General features: G+C 69.1%; 22 protein-coding genes. 4 read left to right on the top strand and 18 right to left on the bottom strand.

Annotated features, from left to right (window positions below; genetic code table 11):
- The 8 genes from HY726_04625 to HY726_04590 all read right to left on the bottom strand — a co-directional run.
- Nucleotides 1–113, bottom strand: a 113-nt coding sequence (locus tag HY726_04625) for a zf-TFIIB domain-containing protein (protein ID MBI4608275.1), incomplete at its 3' end; no start/stop codon positions are given.
- Nucleotides 114–587: 474 nt separating this feature from the next.
- Nucleotides 588–1,568 carry an ABC transporter ATP-binding protein gene (locus tag HY726_04620; GenBank protein MBI4608274.1) on the bottom strand — a complete coding sequence of 327 codons (981 nt, stop codon included), beginning with the start codon at nucleotides 1,566–1,568 and terminating at the stop codon, nucleotides 588–590.
- A gap of 14 nt (nucleotides 1,569–1,582) precedes the next feature.
- A complete protein-coding gene (locus HY726_04615; protein ID MBI4608273.1) occupies nucleotides 1,583–2,476 on the bottom strand; it encodes an ABC transporter permease in 894 nt (297 codons plus the stop codon).
- Nucleotides 2,477–2,486: 10 nt separating this feature from the next.
- On the bottom strand, nucleotides 2,487–3,407 hold the full coding sequence (locus HY726_04610; GenBank protein ID MBI4608272.1) for an ABC transporter permease: 921 nt from the start codon (nucleotides 3,405–3,407) through the stop codon (nucleotides 2,487–2,489).
- Nucleotides 3,408–3,457: 50 nt separating this feature from the next.
- Nucleotides 3,458–5,047, bottom strand: coding sequence for an ABC transporter substrate-binding protein (locus HY726_04605; GenBank protein MBI4608271.1), 1,590 nt, complete (start codon nucleotides 5,045–5,047; stop codon nucleotides 3,458–3,460).
- A gap of 67 nt (nucleotides 5,048–5,114) precedes the next feature.
- Entirely contained in the window at nucleotides 5,115–5,273 is a 159-nt protein-coding gene (locus HY726_04600; protein MBI4608270.1) for a hypothetical protein, read from the bottom strand.
- A gap of 34 nt (nucleotides 5,274–5,307) precedes the next feature.
- The gene (locus tag HY726_04595) at nucleotides 5,308–6,204 is read right to left on the bottom strand and encodes an NAD(P)-dependent oxidoreductase (protein MBI4608269.1); all 897 of its coding nucleotides are present in this window, start codon (nucleotides 6,202–6,204) and stop codon (nucleotides 5,308–5,310) included.
- Nucleotides 6,205–6,371: 167 nt separating this feature from the next.
- Complete coding sequence (locus HY726_04590; protein MBI4608268.1) at nucleotides 6,372–7,217, bottom strand: SDR family oxidoreductase; 846 nt, start codon at nucleotides 7,215–7,217, stop codon at nucleotides 6,372–6,374.
- 420 nt (nucleotides 7,218–7,637) lie between these two features.
- Here HY726_04590 and HY726_04585 point away from each other — a divergent pair, with 420 nt between their 5' ends.
- From HY726_04585 to HY726_04570, 4 genes are read left to right on the top strand one after another with little or no spacing between them, the layout of a single operon-like run.
- Entirely contained in the window at nucleotides 7,638–8,051 is a 414-nt protein-coding gene (locus HY726_04585; GenBank protein ID MBI4608267.1) for a VOC family protein, read from the top strand.
- Nucleotides 8,052–8,076: 25 nt separating this feature from the next.
- Nucleotides 8,077–9,225, top strand: coding sequence for an acyl-CoA dehydrogenase family protein (locus HY726_04580; GenBank protein ID MBI4608266.1), 1,149 nt, complete (start codon nucleotides 8,077–8,079; stop codon nucleotides 9,223–9,225).
- A 5-nt stretch (nucleotides 9,226–9,230) separates the two neighbouring features.
- Nucleotides 9,231–10,271, top strand: a complete 1,041-nt coding sequence (locus tag HY726_04575) for an acyl-CoA dehydrogenase family protein (GenBank protein ID MBI4608265.1) — start codon at nucleotides 9,231–9,233, stop codon at nucleotides 10,269–10,271.
- 43 nt (nucleotides 10,272–10,314) lie between these two features.
- Entirely contained in the window at nucleotides 10,315–11,472 is a 1,158-nt protein-coding gene (locus HY726_04570) for a CoA transferase (protein MBI4608264.1), read from the top strand.
- On the opposite strand, the gene HY726_04565 is transcribed toward HY726_04570, so the two are convergent.
- The 10 genes from HY726_04565 to HY726_04520 all read right to left on the bottom strand — a co-directional run bounded on the left by HY726_04565 (nucleotide 11,436) and on the right by HY726_04520 (nucleotide 21,964).
- Nucleotides 11,436–11,951, bottom strand: a complete 516-nt coding sequence (locus HY726_04565) for a PPOX class F420-dependent oxidoreductase (protein MBI4608263.1) — start codon at nucleotides 11,949–11,951, stop codon at nucleotides 11,436–11,438. The genes HY726_04570 and HY726_04565 overlap by 37 nt on opposite strands.
- 108 nt (nucleotides 11,952–12,059) lie before the next feature.
- Nucleotides 12,060–12,950, bottom strand: coding sequence for an alpha/beta hydrolase (locus HY726_04560; protein MBI4608262.1), 891 nt, complete (start codon nucleotides 12,948–12,950; stop codon nucleotides 12,060–12,062).
- Between the two features lie 128 nt (nucleotides 12,951–13,078).
- Nucleotides 13,079–14,245, bottom strand: a complete 1,167-nt coding sequence (locus tag HY726_04555; GenBank protein MBI4608261.1) for an acyl-CoA dehydrogenase family protein — start codon at nucleotides 14,243–14,245, stop codon at nucleotides 13,079–13,081.
- Nucleotides 14,246–14,251: 6 nt separating this feature from the next.
- A complete protein-coding gene (locus HY726_04550; protein ID MBI4608260.1) occupies nucleotides 14,252–15,043 on the bottom strand; it encodes an enoyl-CoA hydratase/isomerase family protein in 792 nt (263 codons plus the stop codon).
- Nucleotides 15,040–16,749: an AMP-binding protein gene (locus tag HY726_04545; GenBank protein ID MBI4608259.1), complete on the bottom strand. Its 1,710-nt coding sequence runs from the start codon at nucleotides 16,747–16,749 to the stop codon at nucleotides 15,040–15,042. The genes HY726_04550 and HY726_04545 overlap by 4 nt, the downstream gene beginning before the upstream one ends.
- A 25-nt stretch (nucleotides 16,750–16,774) precedes the next feature.
- Complete coding sequence (locus HY726_04540) at nucleotides 16,775–17,938, bottom strand: CoA transferase (protein MBI4608258.1); 1,164 nt, start codon at nucleotides 17,936–17,938, stop codon at nucleotides 16,775–16,777.
- A gap of 60 nt (nucleotides 17,939–17,998) precedes the next feature.
- Nucleotides 17,999–19,126: an amidohydrolase family protein gene (locus tag HY726_04535; GenBank protein MBI4608257.1), complete on the bottom strand. Its 1,128-nt coding sequence runs from the start codon at nucleotides 19,124–19,126 to the stop codon at nucleotides 17,999–18,001.
- Between the two features lie 22 nt (nucleotides 19,127–19,148).
- Nucleotides 19,149–20,357, bottom strand: a complete 1,209-nt coding sequence (locus HY726_04530; GenBank protein ID MBI4608256.1) for a CoA transferase — start codon at nucleotides 20,355–20,357, stop codon at nucleotides 19,149–19,151.
- Between the two features lie 151 nt (nucleotides 20,358–20,508).
- Nucleotides 20,509–21,354, bottom strand: a complete 846-nt coding sequence (locus HY726_04525) for an LLM class F420-dependent oxidoreductase (GenBank protein ID MBI4608255.1) — start codon at nucleotides 21,352–21,354, stop codon at nucleotides 20,509–20,511.
- Nucleotides 21,355–21,709: 355 nt separating this feature from the next.
- A complete protein-coding gene (locus HY726_04520) occupies nucleotides 21,710–21,964 on the bottom strand; it encodes a hypothetical protein (protein MBI4608254.1) in 255 nt (84 codons plus the stop codon).
- Nucleotides 21,965–22,240: the final 276 nt, after the last annotated feature.

The raw sequence follows: 22,240 nt of genomic DNA, 5'->3' as shown, positions 1-22,240 counted from the left end.
AGGAGCTTTCCCTTGTCGTACCAGGTGCCCTTACAGCTTGGACAGAAATCCACCACGATCCCTCCGGGGGTGGAAATCTCGTGCAGCTGCGTCAGGCACCTTGGGCAATTCATCACAATCTCTTGGAACTTATTGTGCTCTTCCACCGCGTCATGCAACCTCGGTATAGATGCCGGCTACTTGGAGTGTTTCGTGCACCTAACGTTCATGGTGAGCGGCCGGTCGCTCTGGACCGGTCCGCTCGACCATGTTGTTGGGCGGCACGTCGCACTACCTCCTGGGCGAGTTCGAACATGAAGCTCGCCTTTCCTGGAATCGCGAACAGCAATCCATCGACACCGAGCTCGCGCCGACCATAGACGTGAGATAAAACGTCCGGCTTTCTGCCACGCGGCTGGCGCTCGGTCTTTATGCACGTCCACGCGATCGGTTGAATCCCGCTCGGCTCAGGGTAGAACTGGCGGACCTCAGCCCTCAGGGCCGCAACTTCACGCCGCGTTGGCTGGGGGACGCCGCGACCACGCAACGGAACCCAGTTTGTCCCGGCAGCAAGGGTGGTACGCCCAAACGGGACGAGAGCTACCAGCTCAGCCATCCCAGCCCTCCGCGACCTTCCAGCAGCTCACGCGGTGCCCTTCCCCCGCGGCGACCTCAGGCGGGTACGCCTCGCGGCACACGTCGCGCGCATGGCTACACCGCGGCGCGAACGGACACCCGGGGGGGAGGTCGTAGAGCAGCGGGGGCTGCCCGTCGATGGAGGCGAGCCGCTCGACCCGGCTCTCGATCGGCGGCACGGAGTTGAGCAGCGCGGCGGTGTAGGGATGCCGGGGACGGGTGAAGAGCTCGCGGACGCCGGCACTCTCGACGATCCTTCCCGCATACATCACCGCCACGCGATCGCACATCTTCGCCACGATCCCGAAATCGTGCGTGATGAAGATGAGCGAGAGACCCAGGTCTTCCTGGAGCCGCTTCAACAGCCGCAGGTACTGGGCCTGGATCGTGACGTCGAGCGACGTGGTGGGCTCATCGGCGATCAGGATCGCGGGCCGGCAGGCGAGGGCGATCGCCCCCACGACGCGCTGGCGCATTCCCCCGCTCAGCTGATGCGGGTACGATCGCAGGCGGAGCTCAGGCGACGGGATCTTCACCAGCCCGAGCATTTCCCGGGCGCGGTCCCAGAGCCGCCGGCCCTCGAGGCGCTGGTGGATGCGAAGGGCTTCGGTGATCTGCTCGCCGACGCTGAAGACGGGGTTGAGGGAGCTCATCGGATCCTGAAGGATCATCGAGATCCGGCTGCCGCGGATCTTGCGCAGCTCGCGCTCGCTCTTCTTGAGGAGATCCTCTCCCTCGAGGAGGATCTCGCCCCCGACGATCCGCCCCGGCCGAGGGACCAGGCGCAGAATCGACAGGGCGGTGACGGTCTTGCCGCAGCCCGACTCGCCGACGATGCCCAGGGTCTCCCCCTCGGACAAGGAGAAGCTCACCCCGTCGACCGCCTTCACCACTCCCCAGCGGGTGAAGAAGGAGGTGCGGAGATCCTTCACTTCGAGCAGGACGCGACCCATGGCGGTGGGCGCCGTCAGACCTGGCGGAGCTTCGGATCGAGCCGATCCCTCAGCCAATCTCCCAGGAGATTCAGCGTGAGCACGGTCAGGAGAATGGCGAGGCCCGGGAAAAACGACACCCACCAGGCGGACACGATCAAGGCTCGCCCCGTGGCGACCATCAGTCCCCAGGCCGGTGTCGGCGGGGGGATCCCCACGCCCAGGAAGCTCAAGGTTCCCTCCAACAGGATCACATAGCCGACCTGGAGGGTTCCCAGCACGATCAGCGTGTTCAGCACGTTCGGCAGGATGTGGCCGAACATGATCCGCAGATGCGAGCAGCCGGCGATCCGGGCCTGCGCGACGAAATCGCGCTCCCTCACGCTCAGGACCTCCCCCCGCACCTGGCGGGCGTACCGGGCCCACAGGAGGAGGGCGACGATCAGGATCACGGTCCGGAAGCTGGGCCCGACCACCACCGCCAGGACCAGCGCGAGGAGGATGGTCGGCAGCGAGAACGCGATGTCCACGACCCGCATGATCAGCGCGTCGGTCCATCCGCCGAAGTAGCCGGCGATGAGCCCGAGCACCGTGCCGATGGTGCCGCCGATGAAGATCGCGACGAGGGAGACGGAGAGCGAGACCCTGGCACCGAAGATCATCCGGCTCAGCATGTCCCGGCCCAGCGGGTCCGTCCCGAGCGGATACTCCCAGCTCCCGCCCGCGAGCCAGCCCGGGGGCTTCAGCTTGTGCGCCAGGCGGCCCGCCAGCGGATCGTGAGGCGCGAGCCAGGGCGCGAAGACGGCCGGGAGCACCAGGATCAACAGGAGGATCACCAGGAAGACCACCGGCACCGCCCGCCGGCCGCCCAGCCTGCGGGCGCCGGTCAGCGGCACACCTTCCGTCGTCCGCGCCGTGGCGATCGCCATCGGTTCCTCGCTACTCCCGGTAGCGGATTCGCGGGTCGATGTAGACGTAGAGCACATCGACCACCAGGTTGATGACCACGAACTTCGCCGCGTAGATCAGCACGATCGTCTGCACCAACGGGTAGTCGCGGTATCGCACCGCGTCGATCGCCAGGAGGCCGATCCCCGGCCACGAAAAGACCGTCTCGATCACCACGGAGCCGGTCAGGAGGACGGCGACGACGAAGCCGATATAGGTCAGGGGCGGGATCGCCGCGTTCCTGAGGCAGTGCTTCCAGACCACGCCCCGCTCGGCGACCCCCTTGATCCGGGCGAGCTTGACATACTCGCTGTCCATGACGTCGAGCATGGCCGAGCGGACGAGCCGCATGACGGCGGCGACCTGGTACCAGCCGAGCGCGATGGCCGGCAGGATGTAGTGCTCCGGGCCACCCCGGCCGGAGGCGGGGAGCCAGCCCAGCATGACGGCGAATACCCAGATCAGGACGATCCCCAGCCAGAAGCTCGGCATCGATTGCCCGAGCAGCGCGATCACCTTGCCCCCGTAGTCGAGGGCGCTGTCCCGCCGGACCGCCGAGAGCACCCCGATGGGCAGCGCGATCAGCAAGCTGACAGCGATGGAAGCCCCGGCTAGCTGGAGCGTGGCGGGCAGCCGCTCCAGGACGAGTGCGATGGTCGGCTGGCGGAGCCGGATCGACCGCCCCATGTCACCACGGAGGGCGTTGCCGAGGAAAGTCAGGTACTGAACGGGAAGAGGCTTGTCCAGCCCCCAGTGCCGGGCTGCCGACGCGTAGTCCTCGGCCGTGGCTTCCTCGGGCAGCATGATGTGGAGGGGATCACCGGACAACCTGGCCAGCAGGAAGACGATCAGGGAGATGACGAGGAGCGTGAGCGCTCCCTGCAGGACCCGCTGGACGAGATACCGCTCCACCCTGTGCCTCGGCCTCAGCCCGGCGGACTCACGCAGCGGTCGTCGCGTCGTTACCGCTTCTGGGCATACTCCAGGTGGGTGAAGCCGTAGTAGCCCGTGGTCTTCCACTCACCCACCTTCTTCTGATTGATGCCGAACAGAGGATAGAGGTCGACCAGCGGCACCACGTGATAGCCCGAATAGAGGATGTCGCCGATGGCGCGGATCACCTTTCCGCGCTCGACGGGGTCGGCGGTTCGGCCCAGGCGCGCCCAGAGATCCTGGATCTCGGGCAGCTCCACGCCGCCCACGATGCCGTCGGCGCCGTAGAAGATCGCCATCTGCCCCTCTGGAACCGGCGGGATCCCCGTGCGATGAACGAAGCCGATGCCGGCGAGCTTCCGGGCTCTCGCGTCCGGCCTGAGCCCGGCCGCGTACTCCACCAGCTTCAGCTCCAGCTTCACCCCGATCTTCGCGAGGTCGATCTGGAGCGCCTCGGACACGGAGGTCAACTCGGGCACCCCGCTCAGGAGGTACGCGCGCCACTCCGCGGTGAACCCGTTGGGATAGCCGGCCTCGGCCAGGAGCTGCTTGGCCCGGGCGAGGTCGTGCGGATACGGCTTCCAGGCTGGATTGTTGTACTCCTTCACCCAGGACGGGATGATGGGCACCGTCCCCGCCTCGGCCTCGCCCAGAAAGAGGTGCTCGACGATGGCGCGGCGGTTCACCGCCAGGTTGATCGCCTCGCGGACGCGCTTGTCAAGCCACGGGACCTTGGGATTGTAGGTGGGGCGCTCCTTCAAGTACTGCCCGCCCAGGAGGCCGAAGACCACGACGCCCGGCCAGAGGGACCGGCGGGCCTCGTACCCCGCCGCCTGGACCTCCTTTTTCAGGCTCCGGGGCAGCTCGATGATGTCCGCGTCTCCGGTGCGGAGCATCGCGACCCGCGTGGAATCCTCGGGCACAAACTTGATAACCAGCTCCTTGAACTGGGGGACGACCCGCCAGTGCTTGTCGAGGGCCCGGAAGCGCATGAACTCGCCCTTGCGCCACTCGACCAGCTCGTAGGGCCCGGTGCCGATCGGTTTCTGGCTGGCTTTCTCAACTCCGACGGTCTCCATGTACTTCTTGGAGAGGATCTGCACCTCGCGCGCGTTCGAAAGCTCGAAGAGCAAGTCCGGCGAGCTCGCTTTCAGGTGGAGGCGGACGGTATGGGGATCGACCACCTCGATCCGGTCGATGAGCTTGCGCCAGAAGGCGGTGGTGCTGGCGAGGGAGTCTTTCCCGTAGAGAAGCTCCAGGGAAAATTTCACGTCCTCGGCCGTCACGTCCCCCAAGCCGCCGTGGAAGGGGACGCCCTTGCGCAGGAAGAAGGTCCAGGTCTTGGCGTCGGCAGACATCTGCCAGCGCTCGGCGAGCATGGGCTTGGTGTAGTCCCACGCGACCGCGTCCACCTGCACCAAGTGCTCAGCCATGGGCCGCGTGAGCAACTTCGAGGACTGCGCACCCAGATGGGGCAGGGTCACCTCGTGGATCGGCGGGGCGCCCGCCACGACCAACGTCTGGGCCGATGCCCGCACGGCAGCGGTCCAATCCACGAGCATGGTCAGGCCAACCAGCAGGCACAGGCCTGTCAGCCTTCGGTACACCGTCGCTTTCATCTTTGCTCTCCTCCCGTGCCGGAAGCCTCGGGTGCAGGCCTCCGACACCCCTCATGAGTCTGACGAGTCACGCCACGGCTCCCGCGCGACGGAGCGCCGCGATTGTTTCAGCGTCATAGCCGAGGAGGCCGGAGAGCACCTCCTCGGTGTGCTGGCCCGGCGTCGGCACCGGGCCAAGGCGCCCTGGGCTCTTCGAGAACTTGATCGTCAGGCCCGGCACGTACATCTCGCCCGCGACCGGGTCGTCTTCCTCTCCGCGATCAGCGAGTGCGCACCTTGACGCCGGCGCGCTCTTCCTGAAGCATGAACGGCGCAGCAAAGTCCCTCTCGCCCCACCCCCGGGCTATCGCCTCGACCAGGGTCTGCTCGGCGAGCGCCGCCATCGCCATCGGCACGTTGTATTCCCGCGCGAGCCCGGTAGCCAGCCCCAGGTCTTTCCGGGCCAGGCGCAGCGCGAAGCGGACCGTGTCGAAGTCTCCCTTGAAGACGATCTCGGGCAGCACCTGGGTCAGGAGTAAACCCTGGCCGAACGCCCCACCCTTGACCGCCTCGAGGAGCGCTTCCGGACGCACGCCGGCTTTGACGCCCAGCGTGAACCCTTCCGCGACCACCATGCGGGTGCAGATGCCGATCAAATTGTGGACGAGCTTGGCGATCGTCCCGCAGCCGATGCCGCCCATGTGGCTGACCTTGTCGCCGATGGCCTCCAGGACGGGCTTGAGCTGGCGGAACAGCTCCTCGTCGCCGCCGACCATCACCTGGAGCGTGCCGCGCTCAGCGCCGGTGACCCCGCCGCTTACCGGGGCGTCGAGGACATGGATCCCCCGCTCCTTGAAGACGGCGTGGATGCGGCGGATCAGGCTGGGCGAGCTGGTCGAGAGATCGGCGTAGATCACTCCCTTGCTCGCGCCGTGGAGGATCCCGTCCGTCCCCATGGCGACCGCCTCTACCTCAGCCGGGCCCGGGAGCGACGTCAGAATCAGCTCTGCCCCCTGGGCGACGACGCGAGCGCTCTCCCCCCACCTCGCGCCCCGCTCCAGGTGAGGGGCCGCGGCCGCGCGCCTCACGTCATGCACCACGAGCGCGTGGCCGGCTTTCATGAGGTTCAGCGCCATCGGTCCGCCCATGTTCCCCAATCCGATGAACCCGATGCGCATGACGCCCTCCCCTCAAACCCCGGTCAGCCCCACGGGCGCCGGTGCCTTGAAGCGCGGGTCAATGTGGTTGAGCCAGAGGTCCGGCGGCTCCACCACATGCATGTCGGAGTCGGTGACCTTGAACCCCTGCTTGGCCATGGCGTGACCTCCCGTGTCGCCGAGACCCGCTACTCGCGCGGGCTCGGGATCCCGGTACCCGCCATGATACCGCCGTCGGCGACGATGGCGGCGCCGGTGATAAACGACGCCTCGTCGGAGGCGAGAAAGCAGACCACCGCGGCGATCTCCTCGGGCCCGCCGAGGCGGCCGAGCGGGTGCGCCTTCTCCAGCCGCTCACGAAAGCGCCGGCCCTGCTCGGGAGTCAGCGCCGACCGGCCGGCGTGGGCCGTACGCCAGTGCGGCACGGGCGCGTTGTCGCCCAGGAGCGAGCCCAGGAGCGGCGTTTGGATCCCGCCGGGACAGATGCAGTTGACCCGGATCCGGTGGCGCGCGAACTCGAGCGCGGCCGTGCGCGTCAGGTTCACCACGGCCGCCTTCGCCGCGTTGTACGCCGCAAGCCCGAAGTCGCCGGCCAGGCCGGAGATCGAGGCGGTGTTGACGATCGCCCCACCGCCCTGGGCGCGCATGACTGGCAGCGCATGCCTCATCCCGAGGAAGGTTGCCGTCAGGTTCACCGCGAGGGTCCGGTTCCACCCCTCGAGAGTCAGGTGCTCGATCTGCCCGATCTCCACTAGCGTCGCGTTGTTGTGCAGGATGTCGAGACGGCCAAACGCGTCCACGGCGCGCGCGATCATCGCCTCGACCTCGCGCGACTCCGAGACATCCGCGCACACGGCAAGGGCCGTGCCGCGGGCGCCTCCGATCTCGTCGGCGACCTGCTTCGCGCCGGCCTCGTTGATGTCGGCGACGACGACCCGGGCCCCCTCTTGCGCGAAGCGGCGCGCCGTTGCCGCCCCGATCCCGGACGCCCCGCCTGTGATCAGCGCGACCTTCCCGTCGAACCGGCCCGCCATTTGCGCGCCTCACCTCGAGCTTCGAAGCACCCGGCCGGGAAGGCGACCGGTGGGCTCGCCGCCACGCCGAACCGCGGCCACGTGGGTGTCAAGGCTCTCATGCCGGCCAAAGTGGTAGAGGGTCCCCTTGAGCAAGCCCGCCTCGTCGGCGATGTCCTGGGGTGGCGGCGTGGTACCCCTTGGCCGTGAAGACCCCGGCGGCCCTGACGATCTCCGTCTGGCGGGAGCGCACGGTTGACCAACCGTTTGGTGAGCGACGCTAGCACGGGCGAAAATCGCCTGTCAACGGCCAAAGGGAGGCGACGACCGGGGCGATCCGGCCCTCCGCCGTGCTGGCAACGCGGAGAGCGGCTTGAAGGGACCGAGGTTTTTGCTGGCGGATCCGGCGCAGATACGGTAGAAACAAGACTGCGAGGGCCTATGACGGAGCCTACCCGCCCCATGCTCGGCGATATCGTGGAGCTCTCAATCGTCGTGAGGGATCTCGCGGCTGCCATCGAGCGATTCACGCGGCTCTTCGGCTTGAAGGTGCACCGTCGGGGCGAGTCGAAAGAATTCGGGTTCAAGAACGCGATCCTGCCGACGGGGATCGGTCACATCGAGCTGCTGGAACCCACAGACCCCACGAAGGCGGCCGGCCGTTTCCTCGAAAAACACGGGGAGGGCGTGTACCTGGTCGGGTTCGAGGTCAAGGACATCCCCGGCGCCGTCGCGTACCTGCGCGACCAGGGTGTCCGGGTCGATCACCGGCGACCGGACATGGCCTGGATCCATCCGCGAGACACCCACGGACTGTTCATCGAGCTGCGCAAGCGCGAGCAGTACGGGACGTAGCGCCGTCGAGCCCGCTTCCCCTGCCATGCACCCGTTCGGTTTCGAACTCTGCGAGCTGCCTCCGCAGGCGGAGAGCCTTCGGTCGGAGGTGCGCGAGTTCCTGCGGGCGGAGCTGGGCGAGGCCACGCCCGCGCAGCGCGCCGGCTCATGGGGTGGCTTCGATCCCGAGTTCAGCCGAAAGGTGGGCACCCGCGGGTGGATCGGCATGACCTGGCCCAAGCGTTACGGCGGGCACGAGCGGAGCGCCCTCGAGCGCTACGTGGTGCTCGAGGAGATGCTGGCTGCGGGCGCCCCCGTGGCCGCCCACTGGATCGCCGACCGGCAGAGCGGCCCGCTCCTGCTGCGCTTCGGGACCGAGGCGCAGCGCCAGCGGTTCCTGCCCGCGATCACCCGCGGCGAGCTGTCGTTCGCCATCGGGATGAGCGAGCCCGACTCGGGCTCCGATCTGGCGTCGATCCGAACCCGGGCCGAGCGCGTTCCCGGAGGCTACCGGGTCAACGGCGCCAAGGTCTGGACCAGCAACGCCCACCGGGCCCACTACATGATCGCGCTCTTCCGGACCCACTCGGATCCCGCCAACAAGCACGCGGGCCTCTCCCAGTTCCTGGTGGACACGCGATCTCCCGGCATCACCATCCGCCCGATCGTCGACCTGTCCGGCTCCCACCACTTCAACGAGGTGGTCTTCCAGGACGTGTTCGTACCCGAGGACCTGCGGGTGGGCGAGGAAGGCGCCGGGTGGATGCAGGTCACCACCGAGCTGGCGCTGGAGCGGAGCGGGCCCGAGCGCTACCTTTCGAGTTTCGCGCTGCTGGTCGAGCTGATCCGCGCAGTCTCCAAGGAGCCGGGCGAACGGGCTGCGGTCGCCCTCGGGCGGCTCGTGGCCCACCTCGCCACGTTGAGGCAGATGTCGCTGTCCATCGCCGGCATGCTCGAGGCCGGCCAGAATCCCAACCTCGAGGCGGCGCTGGTCAAGGACCTGGGGACGACCTTCGAGCAGGAGATTCCGGAGGTGGTGCACGCGCTCCTCGGCGTCGAGCCCACCTCAGGGTCGGGCACCGACCTCCAGCAACTGCTGGGCTACCTGACGCAGCAGGCGCCCTCGTTCTCCCTTCGCGGCGGGACGCGCGAAATCCTGCGGGGCATCATCGCCAGGGGGCTCGGGTTGCGGTGAGCACGATGCTGGCTGACGTGGTCGCGCGGCTCTTCACCGACCGCGTGACCAAAGACCTCCTCGAGGCCGCCGAGCAGGGGCAGTGGCCGACCAGCCTGTGGGAGACGGTCGAGGAGAGCGGGCTCACCGTCCCGCTCGTGCCCGAGGCCAAAGGCGGCGCCGGCGGCACGTGGAGAGACGCGCACGTCGTCGTGCGCGCCGCTGGCCGCCACGCGGTTCCCCTCCCGCTTCCCGAAACCATCGTCGCCAGCTGGCTCCTGTCCGGAGCAGGGCTCGACGTGCCGCGCGGGCCGCTGACCCTGGCGCCGGTCCAGCGCGACGACGCGCTCACCCTGCGCCGCGCCGGCACCGCCTGGCGCCTCAGCGGGACGGCGGCGCGGGTGCCGTGGGGCGGGGCGGCCGGGCACGTGGTCGTCGTAGCGGCCGCCGACGGGCGGACGATGGTGGCCCTGCTGGCGGCAGGCAGCGGTCGGGTCACGGCCGATCTGAACCTCGCGCGGGAGCCCCGCCACACGCTGGGCTTCGACGACGCGCCTGTCCTCGCGGTTGCGCCGGCGGGCGACCACATTCCCGCCAACGCGATCCGGCTCTACGGCGCGCTCATCCGGTCGGCCCAGATGGCCGGCGGGCTCCAATACCTCCTGGACCAGAGCGTGCGGTATGCCACCGAGCGCCGTCAGTTCGGAAAGCCCATCGGCGCCTTCCAGGCGATCCAGCACCAGCTCGCGGTTCTGTCGGAGCAGAGCGCCGCGGCGGGCGTCGCGGCGGCCCACGCGTTTCGGGCGGCCGAGGGCGGCGACGCGCGATTCGAGATCGCCGTCGCCAAGATCCGGGCCGGGGAGGCCGCCGGCATCGGCGCGGCCATCGCCCACCAGGTCCACGGCGCCATCGGCTTCACCTACGAGCACAGCCTGCACTTCGTGACGCGCCGGCTCTGGGCCTGGCGCGCGGAGTTTGGGGACGAGGGGCACTGGGCTGCCGAGCTGGGCCAGGCCGTTGCCCGGCGCGGCGCCGACGCGCTCTGGCCCGACCTGACCGCCCGGTAGTCCGACCGCGTCGGAGGGCTAACCGAACCGTCGAGGAGGAGCGATGCTGCCGCTTTCAGGAATCAAGGTCGTCGAGATCGCGCAGAACCTGGCCGGCCCGTACGCGGGCAAGATCCTGGCCGCCATGGGCGCCGACGTGGTCAAGGTGGAGCGCCCCGACGGCGGCGACGACGCCAGGGGCTGGACCCCGCTGTTCGCCGGGACCTCCAGCAGCTTCCACGCCGTCAACGTGAACAAGCGGTCGATCGCCCTGGACCTGAAGGAGCCTGAGGCGGTGGCCTGGCTCAAGGGCTATCTCGCCGAGGCCGACGTGCTCATTCAGAACCTGCGGCCTGGCGTCATGGATGCGCTCGGGCTGGGACCGGAGCCGCTGCTGGCGCTCAACCCGCGGCTCATCTACTGCTCGCTCTGGGCCTTCGGCCGGACGGGGCCGTTGCACAGCAGACCGGGGTACGAGCCGATGGTCCAGGCTTTCGCCGGCCTGATGATGGTGAACGGGGAGGAGGGCGGCCCGCCGACGCGCATCGGCACGTCCATCCTGGATTTCGGCACCGGCATGTGGGCGGCGATCGGCACGCTGGCCGGGCTCGCCCAGCGCCAGCGGACCGGCCGCGGGTGCGTCGTGGACACGTCGCTCTACGAGACCGCGCTCGGCTGGCTCGCCGGCCATTTTGCGAGCTTCAAGGTCACGGGCGAGCTGCCGGCCCGGCACCGCACCGGAAGCTGGCGCGTGGTTCCGTTCCAGGCCTTCGAGACGAAGACCGGGCCTCTGATCGTGGCCGCGGGCAACGACCGGCTCTTCGCCAAGCTGGCGGCCGCCCTGGGCCACCCCGAATGGGCGGCCGATCCCCGCTTTGCGACCAACAGGCTCAGGGTCGCCAACAAGGACGTCCTGCTTCCAGAAATCGAGGTGGTCATGCGCGGCCGCACGAAGGGCGAGTGGCTCGACCGCCTCGAGCAGGCCGGCGTCCCCTGTGCCCCGATCCACGACCTGCGCGAAGTGCTGGCCCAACCCCAGACCGAGGCCACCGGGATGATCCAGGCGGTCCCCGAGCTGGGCCTCGAGCTGATGGGGCTGCCGATCGCCTTCGACGGTCAGCGGCCGGCCATCCGGCGGCGCGCCCCGACCCTCGGCGAGCACAACGACGAGATCATCCGTCGCGATCAGCTGCCCGGCGGCGGCCCGAACGTCATGACGTAGGTGGGCCGCACCTTGAACAGGACCCGCACCTCGCCTCTGGGATCCCGCAGCGGGTAGGGCGTTCGGTTGATGTAGCGTTTGGCCATCTCGTCCACGTTTTTCGTGGCCTGGTGGCCCTTCACCGGGTCGGTCTCCTCGATGACCTCCACCACTTTCCCGTTGATCGTGATCCAGTGGTAGGGATTCTCGGGGTTGACGCACATGATGCTCACATCCGGCCGCTCGCGCAGGTTCCGGTCCTTCAGGCGACCTTTCTTGGTGTTGACGAGGATGTGGGTGCCGTCATGGGCCAACCAGATCGGGGTCAGGTGCGGCAGCCCATTCCGTTTGATCGTCGCCAGCGTCGCGGTGACGCTCTTCTCCAGCATCCAGCGGTAGGACGGATCGAGCTCGGCGATGGACGAGATGCTCCAGCGCCGCCCGGTCTCGAACGCGTTTTCGTTCCCCGGCATGATGACATCAGCCATTTGAATCGCCATAGTGGCCTCCTTTCGGTCCCACACGGCTCTCGCCATTCAGGTCACGAGCCAACAGTCACACACGCGCCCGGGTCAACGACCCGACGCGAGCCGTGAACCGCCGGCTTTTCAGCAAAGCCGGGACCTCGCGAATACGCCGATTCGGTCGATGGCGGCCTGCGCCTCGTCGAGCATGGGCAGGAACCAGGGCCAGACGTGCACCATCTCTTCCCAGACCTCCAGCGTCGCCTCGACGCCCGCGGCCTTCGCGCGCTCGGCCAGCCCGACCGAGTCGTCCAGCAGGACCTCCTCGCCGCCGACCTGGAGCAGGAGCGGCGGGAGCCCGTGGAGATCGGCGTAGAGGGGCGAGGCCAGCGGTGTCTTGGGGTCGGCATCGCCGAGGTAGGCCTTCGCCATGCGGGCGACGCCGTCGCGCCGGACAATGGGGTCGCTGGCAGCTTTGGTCGCGTAGCTGGCGCCCCTCAGCGTGAGATCCACCCAGGGCGAGATGCAGACAGCCGCGGCAGGAAGTGGCACACCCCCTTCCCGCAGCGCCAGCAGCGCGGCCAGCGTCAGCCCGCCGCCGGCCGAATCGCCCGCGACGGCGACGCGGCCCGGCGCGACCCCGCGCTCCAGAAGCCAGCGGTAGGCCGCGACCGCGTCCTCCACCGCGGCCGGAAACGGGTGCTCGGGAGCCAGGCGGTAGTCGAGGAGCAGCGCGGATGCGCCCGAGGCCGACGCGATCGCCGCGGCCAGATGCCGGTGCGAGCGCGGCGAGCCGATGACGTAGCCGCCGCCGTGCAGGTAGAGGACCACGACGCCGCCCTGCGCCGAGGGCGGCCGGAGCCATTCCGCCGGCGCCACCGGAGCGCGAACCGTCTCCACCTTGATATCGGGAGGAATCGGGAACGCCTTCTCCGCCCGGTCGTACTGCGCGCGCTGCTCCTCGATGGTCAGGGACTCGGCCGGCGGGAGCTTGGCCAGATGTTCCCGCACGGCCCTGATGCCGCGATTGCGCATCTCGGCCCTCCGATCGTTCGCTTAGTTGACTCGGAGGGGGGCTTCGCCCCCCTTCCGAACCTCCCCCAGGATGGCTTGCGCCGGCGGAGCCGGCGCTCGAACGTGCTTGTTCCGACAGCCGCCTAGGGTCAGCGAAACAGCGCGCGGGCGATCACCATCCGATGGACCTCGGACGGGCCCTCGCCGATCCGGCGGATGCGGGCCTCGCGGTACCAGCGCTCGAGCGGGAACTCCTTCGACACGCCGTAGCCGCCGTGGACCTGGACCGCGGCGTCCACGACCCGGCCCAGCACCTCGCTCGAGTAGAGCTTGGCGATGGAGGCCTCCACCCGCGCGTCCTCGCCGCGGTCGGCCTTCCAGGCGCCCTCCCAGATGAGCCAGCGGGCGCCGCGCAGCTCCACCTCGGCATCGGCCAGCATCCACTGGATCGCCTGGCGCTCGCTGAGCCGTACCCGGAAGGTGGACCGCTGCTTGGCGTGCTCGATGGCCATCCGGTGCGCCGCGACGGCCACGCCGAGGTTCGCGGCCGAATAGCTGAACCGGAGCCGGGTGAGCATGTCGAGACAGAGGTTCAGGCCCTGCCCCTCCCCGCCGAGCAGGTTCTCGGCGGGCACCCGGCACTCCTCCAGCACGACCTCGCACGGGATCGCGGCGGTGCGGAGCGTCCGAATCGGCCTGGCGGTGAAGCCGGGCGTGGCTTGGTCGAGGATGAAGCAGCTGATCCCGGCCCGCCCCTTGGCCGGGTCGCTGCGCGCGAACACCACCCCCCATTCGGCCTCGTCGGCGTGGGAGATGAACATCTTGGTCCCGTTCAGGATCCAGTGATCCCCCCGCCTGACCGCCCGGCTCTGGATGGCGCCGGCCGGGTCCGAGCCGCCGCCCGGCTCGGTGATCGCAAAGAAGGTGTGGTAGCCCTCGCGGAGCGCGGGGACCGCGTACCGGTCGATCTGCTCCTTCGTCCCGGCCCAGATCACCGGCGGCGGGTACCGGCCGAACACGCCGCAGCCCGGATTGTAGAGCCCCATCCGGTGCTGCGCCATCTCTTCCATCACCACGCACATCCCGAAGGCGTCCAGCCCCCCGCCCCCGTACTCCTCCGGCGCGCCCAGGCACCAGAGGCCGGCAGCGCGGGTCTTGGCCGAGAGCCGCCTCCAGTCCTCCTCCGGAACCTCCGCGGCGTCAGGGTCGAGGGTCTGTTCCAGCGGAACGATCTCGTCGCGGATGAACCGGCGCACCTGAGCTCTCAGGTGCGCGAGCTCAGCCGGGAGGGTATAACCCGGAAACGAAACGGCCATCGCGCCTCACTCGAAGACCGGCTCCCGCCCGTCGGCGTAGGCGCGGATCCCCGCGTCCAGGGCTTGCTTCGCCGCCTCGGTGGTCATGGTCTCGTAGAAACAGGCCATCTCCAGCTCCAGCCCCTGGCCGAGCGGCATTTCGAGCCCCTCGTAGATCGCCCGCTTGATGTTCCGCACGGCCACCGGTGACCACGTGGCGAGCTTCTCGGCGTAGGCCAGGCTCTCCGGCAGGAGCCGCTCCGGGTCCACCGCGCGGTGGACCAGCCCGACGCGCTCGGCCTCGTCGGCGGTGAGCGCCTTGCCTTCCAGGATCAGCTCGAGGGCCTTCCCGCGCCCGAGGAGGCGCGCCATCCGCTGGGTGCCGCCGGCACCCGGGATGATCCCGAGCTGGACCTCGATCAGGCCGATCTTCTTCGGACTCCGCGCCATGAAGCGGAAGTCGCACGCCAGCGCGAACTCGCAGCCGCCCCCCAGCGCCTGGCCGTTGATGGCCGCGATGCTGACCGGGGCGCCGGTCTGGAGGCGGCAGAGGGTGCGGTGCCAGTAGCGGAGCGACGCGTAGGCCTTCGGGTGGGACGGCTCGGCGGCTCGCACCAGCTCGAGGTCGGCGTGGGCGATGAAGTAATCCCTGACCCCGCCCGTAATCACCACCGCCCGGACCCCGTCGCGCTCGAAGGCGTCCAGGAGGGCGTTCAGCTCGTACAGCATGCCGGTGCGGAGGAAGTTTCGTGGCGGATTGGTGATCGTGACCAGGGCCACGGCCCCTCTGGGCTCGACGGCGAAATACTTGTAGGTCATCCCCTCGCCTCCCTCGGCCGGTGGCCCCGCGCCTCGGCCCGCCTGACCTCTTCCTTCAGCCGGTAACCGGCCTTCTCCCGATCCCAGGTCGCGGCTGTGATCCCCGCCTGGCGGAGGAGGTACTTCTGCACCTTGTTGCTCGGGGTCCTGGGCAACTCCGCGACCACCTCCACGTAGCGCGGCACCGCGAAATACGGGAGCCGGTCCTCGCACCAGGCCAGGAACTCCTCGGGAACGATCCGAGCGCCCGCATGAAGGACCACGCAGACTTTGACCTCATCCTCCCCGCCCGCGAACTCGGTGGGCACGGCCACCGCGGCGCACTCCCGCACGGCCGGGTGCTCGCCGATGACCGTCTCGACATCGAAGGAGGAGATGTTGACGGCCCGCCTCCTGATCACGTCCCCCATCCGGTCCACGAAGTAGTAGTACCCGTCTTCGTCGCGCTTGAGGGCATCGCCCGTGTGGTACCAGACGTTTCGGAGCGCCTCCAGGCTTTGATCCGGCGCGCCCCAGTACCCCTGATTGAAGACCCAGGGGGCCTTCGGCCGGACCAGCAGCTCGCCCACCTGCCCCGGCGGCAGCTCTTCGTCGGTCTCCGGATCGGCGATTCGCAGGTCGAACCACTCGCTCACGGCCTTGCCACAGGAGCCGGGGCGGACATCGTCGTAGGGCATCATGGTGACGACGCCGATCTCGGTCATCCCGTAGTACTCGAGGATGCGCGCGACGCCGAACCGCTTCTTGAACTCCTCGACGATCGCCGCGGGCGCGGGCTGGCCCAGGACGAGCCGCAAGCGATGCTGCCGGTCGTCGTCCCGGAGCGGCTGGCGGAAGATGAAGTCCATCATCACGCCCAGGAGGTTCGTGACCGTCGCGCCCGCCTGCCGGACCTGACGCACCCACTCGCTGGCGCTGAAGCGAGGCCCGATCACCGCCCGCGCCCCGACGAGCAGGGACGGGTAGACCTGCATGATCGGCGCGTTGCCGTGATAGAGCGGCGTGGCGACGAAGTAGACGTCGTCCTCGGTGAGGCGGGTCAGGCTCGCCGTGCACTCGGCGAAGAGGTGGCACTGCGCGTTGGGCATCATGACCCCCTTGGAGGGGCCGGTGGTTCCCGAGGTGTACATGATGGCGCAGAGGTCTCGGGGGGAGAGCGCGATCCCGGGGGGATCCTCGCGCCGCGCGTCCAGCTCCTCAAACGCCAGCACGCGGAAGCGCTTGAAGCTCGGGGGCGCTCCCGGCTCCCCGCGCCCGCCCTCGTGGACGACCAGGGTCTCGAGCTGGGTGAGCTTCTCCTCGCTGGGCGCGACCTGGCCGAGGAGCTCCCGGGCCACCACCATGATCCGCCCGCCGGAGTTGTTCACGAGGTGCTCGAGAAAGTAGCCCTTGTAGGCGGTGTTGACCGAGACCTCCACGGCTCCGATCCGGTTGGCGGCCCACCAGGTCAGCATGTAGTCGATCGAGTTCGGCAGCATGATCAAGACGCGGTCACCACGCCCGATCCCGAGCGCCAGGAGGCCGTGGGCGAGCCGGTTCACGCGCCGGTCCGCCTCGCCGTAGCTGAGCGGCGGCCCGCCCATGGACTGGAGGAACGGCCGATCCGGGCGGAGGCTGGCCCGCTGCGCGAGGATTCCGGAGAAGATCCAGTCGCCGCGCTCGGGAAACGCGAGACGGAGCGGCGGATAGGATGCGTCTCTTGGCATGTGAGGCCCGCCGCCCGGGCACCCCTCAGACGGACGCGCCACCGGCGAGACCGACCGCGCCATCGGCCGAGAGCCGCGCGATGTCGTCGGCCGAGTAGCCCAGCTCACGGAGCAGCTCCCCGGTGTGCTCGCCGAGCCGCGGCGACGGTGTGCTCACCTCGGCCGGTGTCTCAGCGAGGCGGATCGGGTTGGCAAGGACCTTGATGCGGCCGGCGGCGGGGTGTTCCAGCTCGACCACCATGTTCCGCTGGACGTCCGGGTCAGCGAAGACTTCGGGGATGCTCCGGACCGGCGCGAACACGACCCCGGCCTCCCCCAGCCGTCGCGTCCAGGTCTCCAGCGTGCCTTCGCGGAACCGGGCCGCCACCAGCCGGTTCAGCTCCTCGCGGTGACGGACCCGATCGGCGTTCGTCTTGAACCGGGGGTCGTCGGCCAGCTCGGGCTCGCCCAGCGCAGCCGCGAACGACCGCCAGAACTTGTCCGAATGGGCGAGCACCATCAGGTGACGGCCGTCGCTGGTCTCGTAGGTGTTGACCGGCGCGAGCTGGTAGTGCTCGTTGCCGAGCCGGGCCGGCGCCTGACCGGTGACGAAGTAGTACCCCTCGCGGGGGATCATGCTGAAGATCGTGGCGTCGAGCATCGAGAGGTCCACGCGCTGGCCGTGTCCGGTCCGCCGTCTGGCCTCCAGCGCCGCGAGAATGCCGATCGTGGCGAAGAGCGGCGTCACAAGGTCCGCCAGGGGGAACCCGGTCCGGAGCGGCCCGCTCTCGGCGGTCCCGGTGAGCTGCATGAGGCCCGCCATCGCCTGGATCACGGGGTCGAGGGCGGGCCGGGAGCTGTTGACCCCCGCCGGGCCGTACCCCGAGATGGAACAGTACACGAGCCCCGGATTCAGGTCCCGGAGCGCCGGGTAGTCCAAGCCGAGCCGCGCCGCCGTTCCCGGCCGGAAATTCTCGACGACGACGTCGGCGCGCGCCACGAGCCGGCTGACCACCCCTCGGCCGCCCTCCGTCTTCAGGTTCACGACTACGCCCCGCTTGTTGCGGTTCAGGCTCAGGAAGTACTCGGTCTCGCCGCCGATGAAGGTCTCGCCCATCGAGCGGATGGTATCGCCCTCGGGTGGCTCGACCTTGACGACGTCGGCCCCCAGGTCGCCGAGGAGCATCGCGCAGAGCGGTCCCGCCATCATCTGCGTGAAGTCGACCACCCGGATTCCGTCGAGGGGCCTCACGCCCCGAAGCCTCCACCCTTACGCGAGATCGTAAAAGGCCGCCGGGTTGTCCCAGAGGATCTTCCGCTTGACCGGGTCCGGGACCGGCAGGGCGAGCATCGCCTCGACCGTCTCGGGCCACTTGTGGTCGGGGTGCGGGTAGTCGCTCGCGAACAGCAGCCGGTCCTCACCGATGAAGTCCAGGACCCTGGGGATGTAGGGCTCGTCCGGCTCGCACGAGATCCAGCACTGACGGCGGAAGTAGTCGCTCGGCTTCAGCGCGAGCCGGGGCTCGCCGGTGATGCCCTCCGTCTGCTCCCAGTGCTCGTCCATCCGCCAGAGCCAGTACGGCAGCCAGCCGCACCCGGCCTCGAGGAAGCCGACGCGCAGGCGGGGGTGGCGCTCGAGCACCCCGCCGCCGATGAGCGCCAGCATCGCGAGCATCTGCTCCATCGGGTGACAGGCGGCATGCGCGGCGAAGAAGCTCGTGAAGCGGTCCGCGCCCGCAGTCGGCAGATAACCACCCACGCCTTCGTGGACCCCCACGGCCAGCCCGAGACGCTCGCACTCCGCCCAGAGCGGCTCGTAGGCCGGATCGTCCAGGTTCCGCCCCCTGATCGGGTTGGGACGGACGAAGATCGCCCTGATCCCCCGCGGGGCGACGCGCTGGGCTTCGCGCACCGCGGCGGCAGGTTCGTGGAGCGCGACCAGCATAGCCACAGGCTTGAGGCGCTCGGGGGCGAGGGCGCAGAAGTCGAGGATCCAGTCGTTGTAGGCGCGGCAGATGTCGATGGCCAGTTCGGGATCCAGGTCCTCGAGCGCGGCCGTGTAGAGACCCTGGCTCGGGTAGAGGAACGCCACCTCGATCCCTCCCGCCTCCATCGCTTTGACCTGTGCCTCGGCGCTGTAGCCCGCCTGGAGGTATTCGCCCAGCTGCTCGCGCACCCGGACGGAAAAGGCGTCCTGCATCCCGGCGCTGATGGAGTTCGGGCCCTCGGGCCGCGGGCAGAGCCGGCCGGCAACGCTGAGCCGCGTGCGGCCATGGACATCCCGGACCGCGCGCGGCGCGCGCTCCCGGAAGGCCGGGCTCGCGTAGCGCTCCCACATGCCGCGGGGCTCCATGACGTGGCCGTCGGCGTCGATGATCCTGAAGCGCGGGGACGCCATCGCGCGATCCTCCTTCGGCGAATCAGCCGGGGCGTTCCTTCCCGTCGATCACACCGCGGGCGCGGAGCGCGGCGATCTCGCCCTCGCTCCAGCCGTGCTCCCGCAGGATCGCGTCGGTGTGCTCGCCGTAGGCCGGCGCGGCCCGGCGCACGCCCGGCTCCATCGCCGAGAACTTCATCGGTGGGCCGATCACCGCGATGGCGCCGAGCCGCGAGTGCACGGCCGGCTGCGCCATCCGGTGGTGCTCCACCTGTCGGTCGGTCATGAGGCGGTCGATGGTGTTGACCGGCGCCGCGGGGACGCCGGCGCGATCGAGGTGCTCCAGCAAGGGCTCCAGGTCGTACCCGGCGACCGCCTCGGCGATGATCGGTTCAAGGTCAGCGCGGTGAGTCACGCGGTCCATGTTGGTCTTGAAGCGGGGGTCGCCCGTCAGGTGCTCGAGGCCGAGCCCCGCACAGAGGCGGCTCCACAGGCGGTCGTTCGCGGCGGCGATGAAGACGTAGCGCCCGTCCCGGCAGCGGAAGTTGCGGTAGGGCGCCACGGAGGGATGGCTCGAGCCGAGCCGCTTCGCAACCGTGCCGTCGAGGAGGTAGGCCTCGGCGTGGTAGTTGAGGAGCGAGACGGCGGTCTCGAGCAGCGAGCACTCCACCTTCTGACCCCGGCCGGTCCTCTCGCGGAGGAGGAGCGCGTTGACGACCGCGAAGGCGGCGATGATGCCCGTGGTGAGGTCGAGGAACGAGAGCCCGCAGCGCACCGGCTCGCCGTCCGGTTCGCCGGTCAGGCTCATGACGCCCGCGTACGCCTGGAGGAGCGCCTCGTAGCCCGCACGGTCGGCGAGGGGGCCGGTGCGGCCGAAGGCGGAGATCGCGCAGTAGACCAGCCGGGGGTTCAGCGCGCTCAACGCGTCGTAACCGAGCCCGAACTCCTCCATCGTGCCGGTGCGGAAGTTCTCGACCAGCACGTCGGCATCCCGCACCAGGCGCTTGAGGATCTCCCGGCCCTCGGCGGCCTTGAGGTCCAGGGTCATCCCGCGCTTGTTCCGGTTGCACACCAGGTAGGCCGCCGACTCGCCGTCCTTCTGCGGCGGCCAGGTGCGGGCTTCGTCGCCGCCCGCGGTGTCCTCGATCTTGATGACCTCGGCGCCCATGTCGCCGAGCCAGGCGGCGCAGAACGGCCCCGCCAGCACCCGCGAGAGGTCGAGGACACTCATGCCTTCGAGCGAGAGCGGCACGGGGCTCATGGCTTGGAGGGAGGCTCCACCCCCCTTCCAACACCTCCCCCCGGGGGTTGCGCCGGCCGGGTACCCACGGCGTAGCCGTGGGTGGGCGCTCGAAACAGCACGAGCCCGCACAACGGCCACAGGCGAACTGACACAGTGTCGCTCACTGGAACTGGCTGGCCAGCTTGGCGTGCTGGTCCAGGAGCGAGAGCACCTTGTCGCGGTCCGGCGATGGGAGCATGAAGACGGTCCGCTCGGCGCCAGCCTTCTCGTACTCCCGCACCGCGCCCTCCTCCGGCTTGGCGGCGTAAACCGACACGCTGATGCTCTGCGGATCGCGTCCGGCCTTCTCCGCCCGCTGCCGAAGGTCGGCGATCCCCTGCGCCAGGTCACCGGCGCGGGCGGGCAGCGGGAGCCACCCATCGCAGTACTCCACGACCCGCTGGCGCGCGTTCGGCGTGTTGACCCCGAGGAGGATCGGCGGGTGGGGCTTCTGCACCGGCTTGGGGAACGACCAGATCGGGGCGAAGTTCACGAACTCGCCGTGGAACTCGGGCTCGTCCTTGGTCCAGATCTCCTTCATCGCGAGGATTCGCTCGCGCAGGACCCGCCAGCGCTTCCTGAAGTCGGTGCCGTGATTCTCCATCTCCTCGGCGTTCCAGCCGCCGCCGATGCCGAAGATGAACCGGCCGCTGGAGAGGAAGTCCAGGCTCGCCACCTCCTTCGCCAGCGTGATCGGGTCCCGCTCGATGACGAGGCAGATGCCGGTGCCCAGCTTGAGCCGGGTGGTCACCGCGGCGGCGACGGCGAGCGCGACGAACGGGTCGTGGGTGTGCCAGTACTCCTTCGGCAGGTTCGGCCCGCCGGGCCAGGGGCTCCGTCGGCTCTTGGGGATGTGGGTGTGCTCCGGGACCCAGAGCGATTCGAAGCCGCGCTCCTCGGCGGCGCGCGCCAGCTCGTCGATCCGGATCGTGTAGTCCGTGTCAAAGATCGCCACGCCGAATTTCATATGTCCTCCAGCTCTGGTCTCTCGAGAAGCTCGACGCCCGGCTCCCCTCGGATCAGTCACCGGCCGCAGAACCGAGGCGAAGCTCGTCCCTCACAGGATTGTTAGAACCTCCACAGAATAGCCGAAGCGACGCCGACCCGCAACACGACGTTGGCACCCGGTTGGCCTCGTGTGGTCGCTCCGACGACGGGAATAAACGAGAGCGGGAGCCGCTTGAGATATCAGAGACGGGAGATCGGACAAAGAGGACACCGACGCGAGTCGAAGGGTTTGCACAATCGGGCTGTGAAAGAAATGACAGCGGCGTGGCCATTCGACCACGCCGCTGTCACGCGAATCCAGGGAGGCTCAGCGATTAGATCGATCGCGCCGCCTCGACCTCGTCCGCAGTCACAGGAGCCTGGATCTCTTCAGGGCTCAGGGGAGCCTGAACCTCGTCCGGGGTAAGGACCGCCACGCGCGGGGCCTGAACCTCGTCGGCCTTCACGGGAGCCTGGACCTCGTCCGGGGTCCGAGGAGCCTGAATCTCGTCGCGCGCCGTCACCGCCGCCAAGGCGGGCGCTGCCAGGAATAGGGCAGCGAGGGCGATCGAGAGCACTCGAATCATCATTCGTTCCCTCCTTTCTCGTATAGCTCGCGTCCAGCTTCACCTATTGGGATGCAAACCACGCGAAAAGGATTCAGCGTGGTGCAGGGACCTCGGCCACCGAGCCGACTGCGAACCGGTCGGCCGCCGCACCTTCCGGAGACGGTAGGAGGGAGATTTTCTCGAATCTTCCCTGGCTTAAGGGATCGTTGCGGAGGAGTGCGAGGCAAGGTACCGAGCGTGTAGAAGACCTGCTGGTGAAGATTGAGGCCCTCGCACCCGGAATAAACCGTGGAGGCT

Source organism: Candidatus Rokuibacteriota bacterium (assembly GCA_016209385.1).
Taxonomy (GTDB): domain Bacteria; phylum Methylomirabilota; class Methylomirabilia; order Rokubacteriales; family CSP1-6; genus JACQWB01.
The sequence above is the reverse complement of the archived record's forward strand: the minus strand, read 5'-3'. Positions and strand labels throughout refer to the sequence as shown.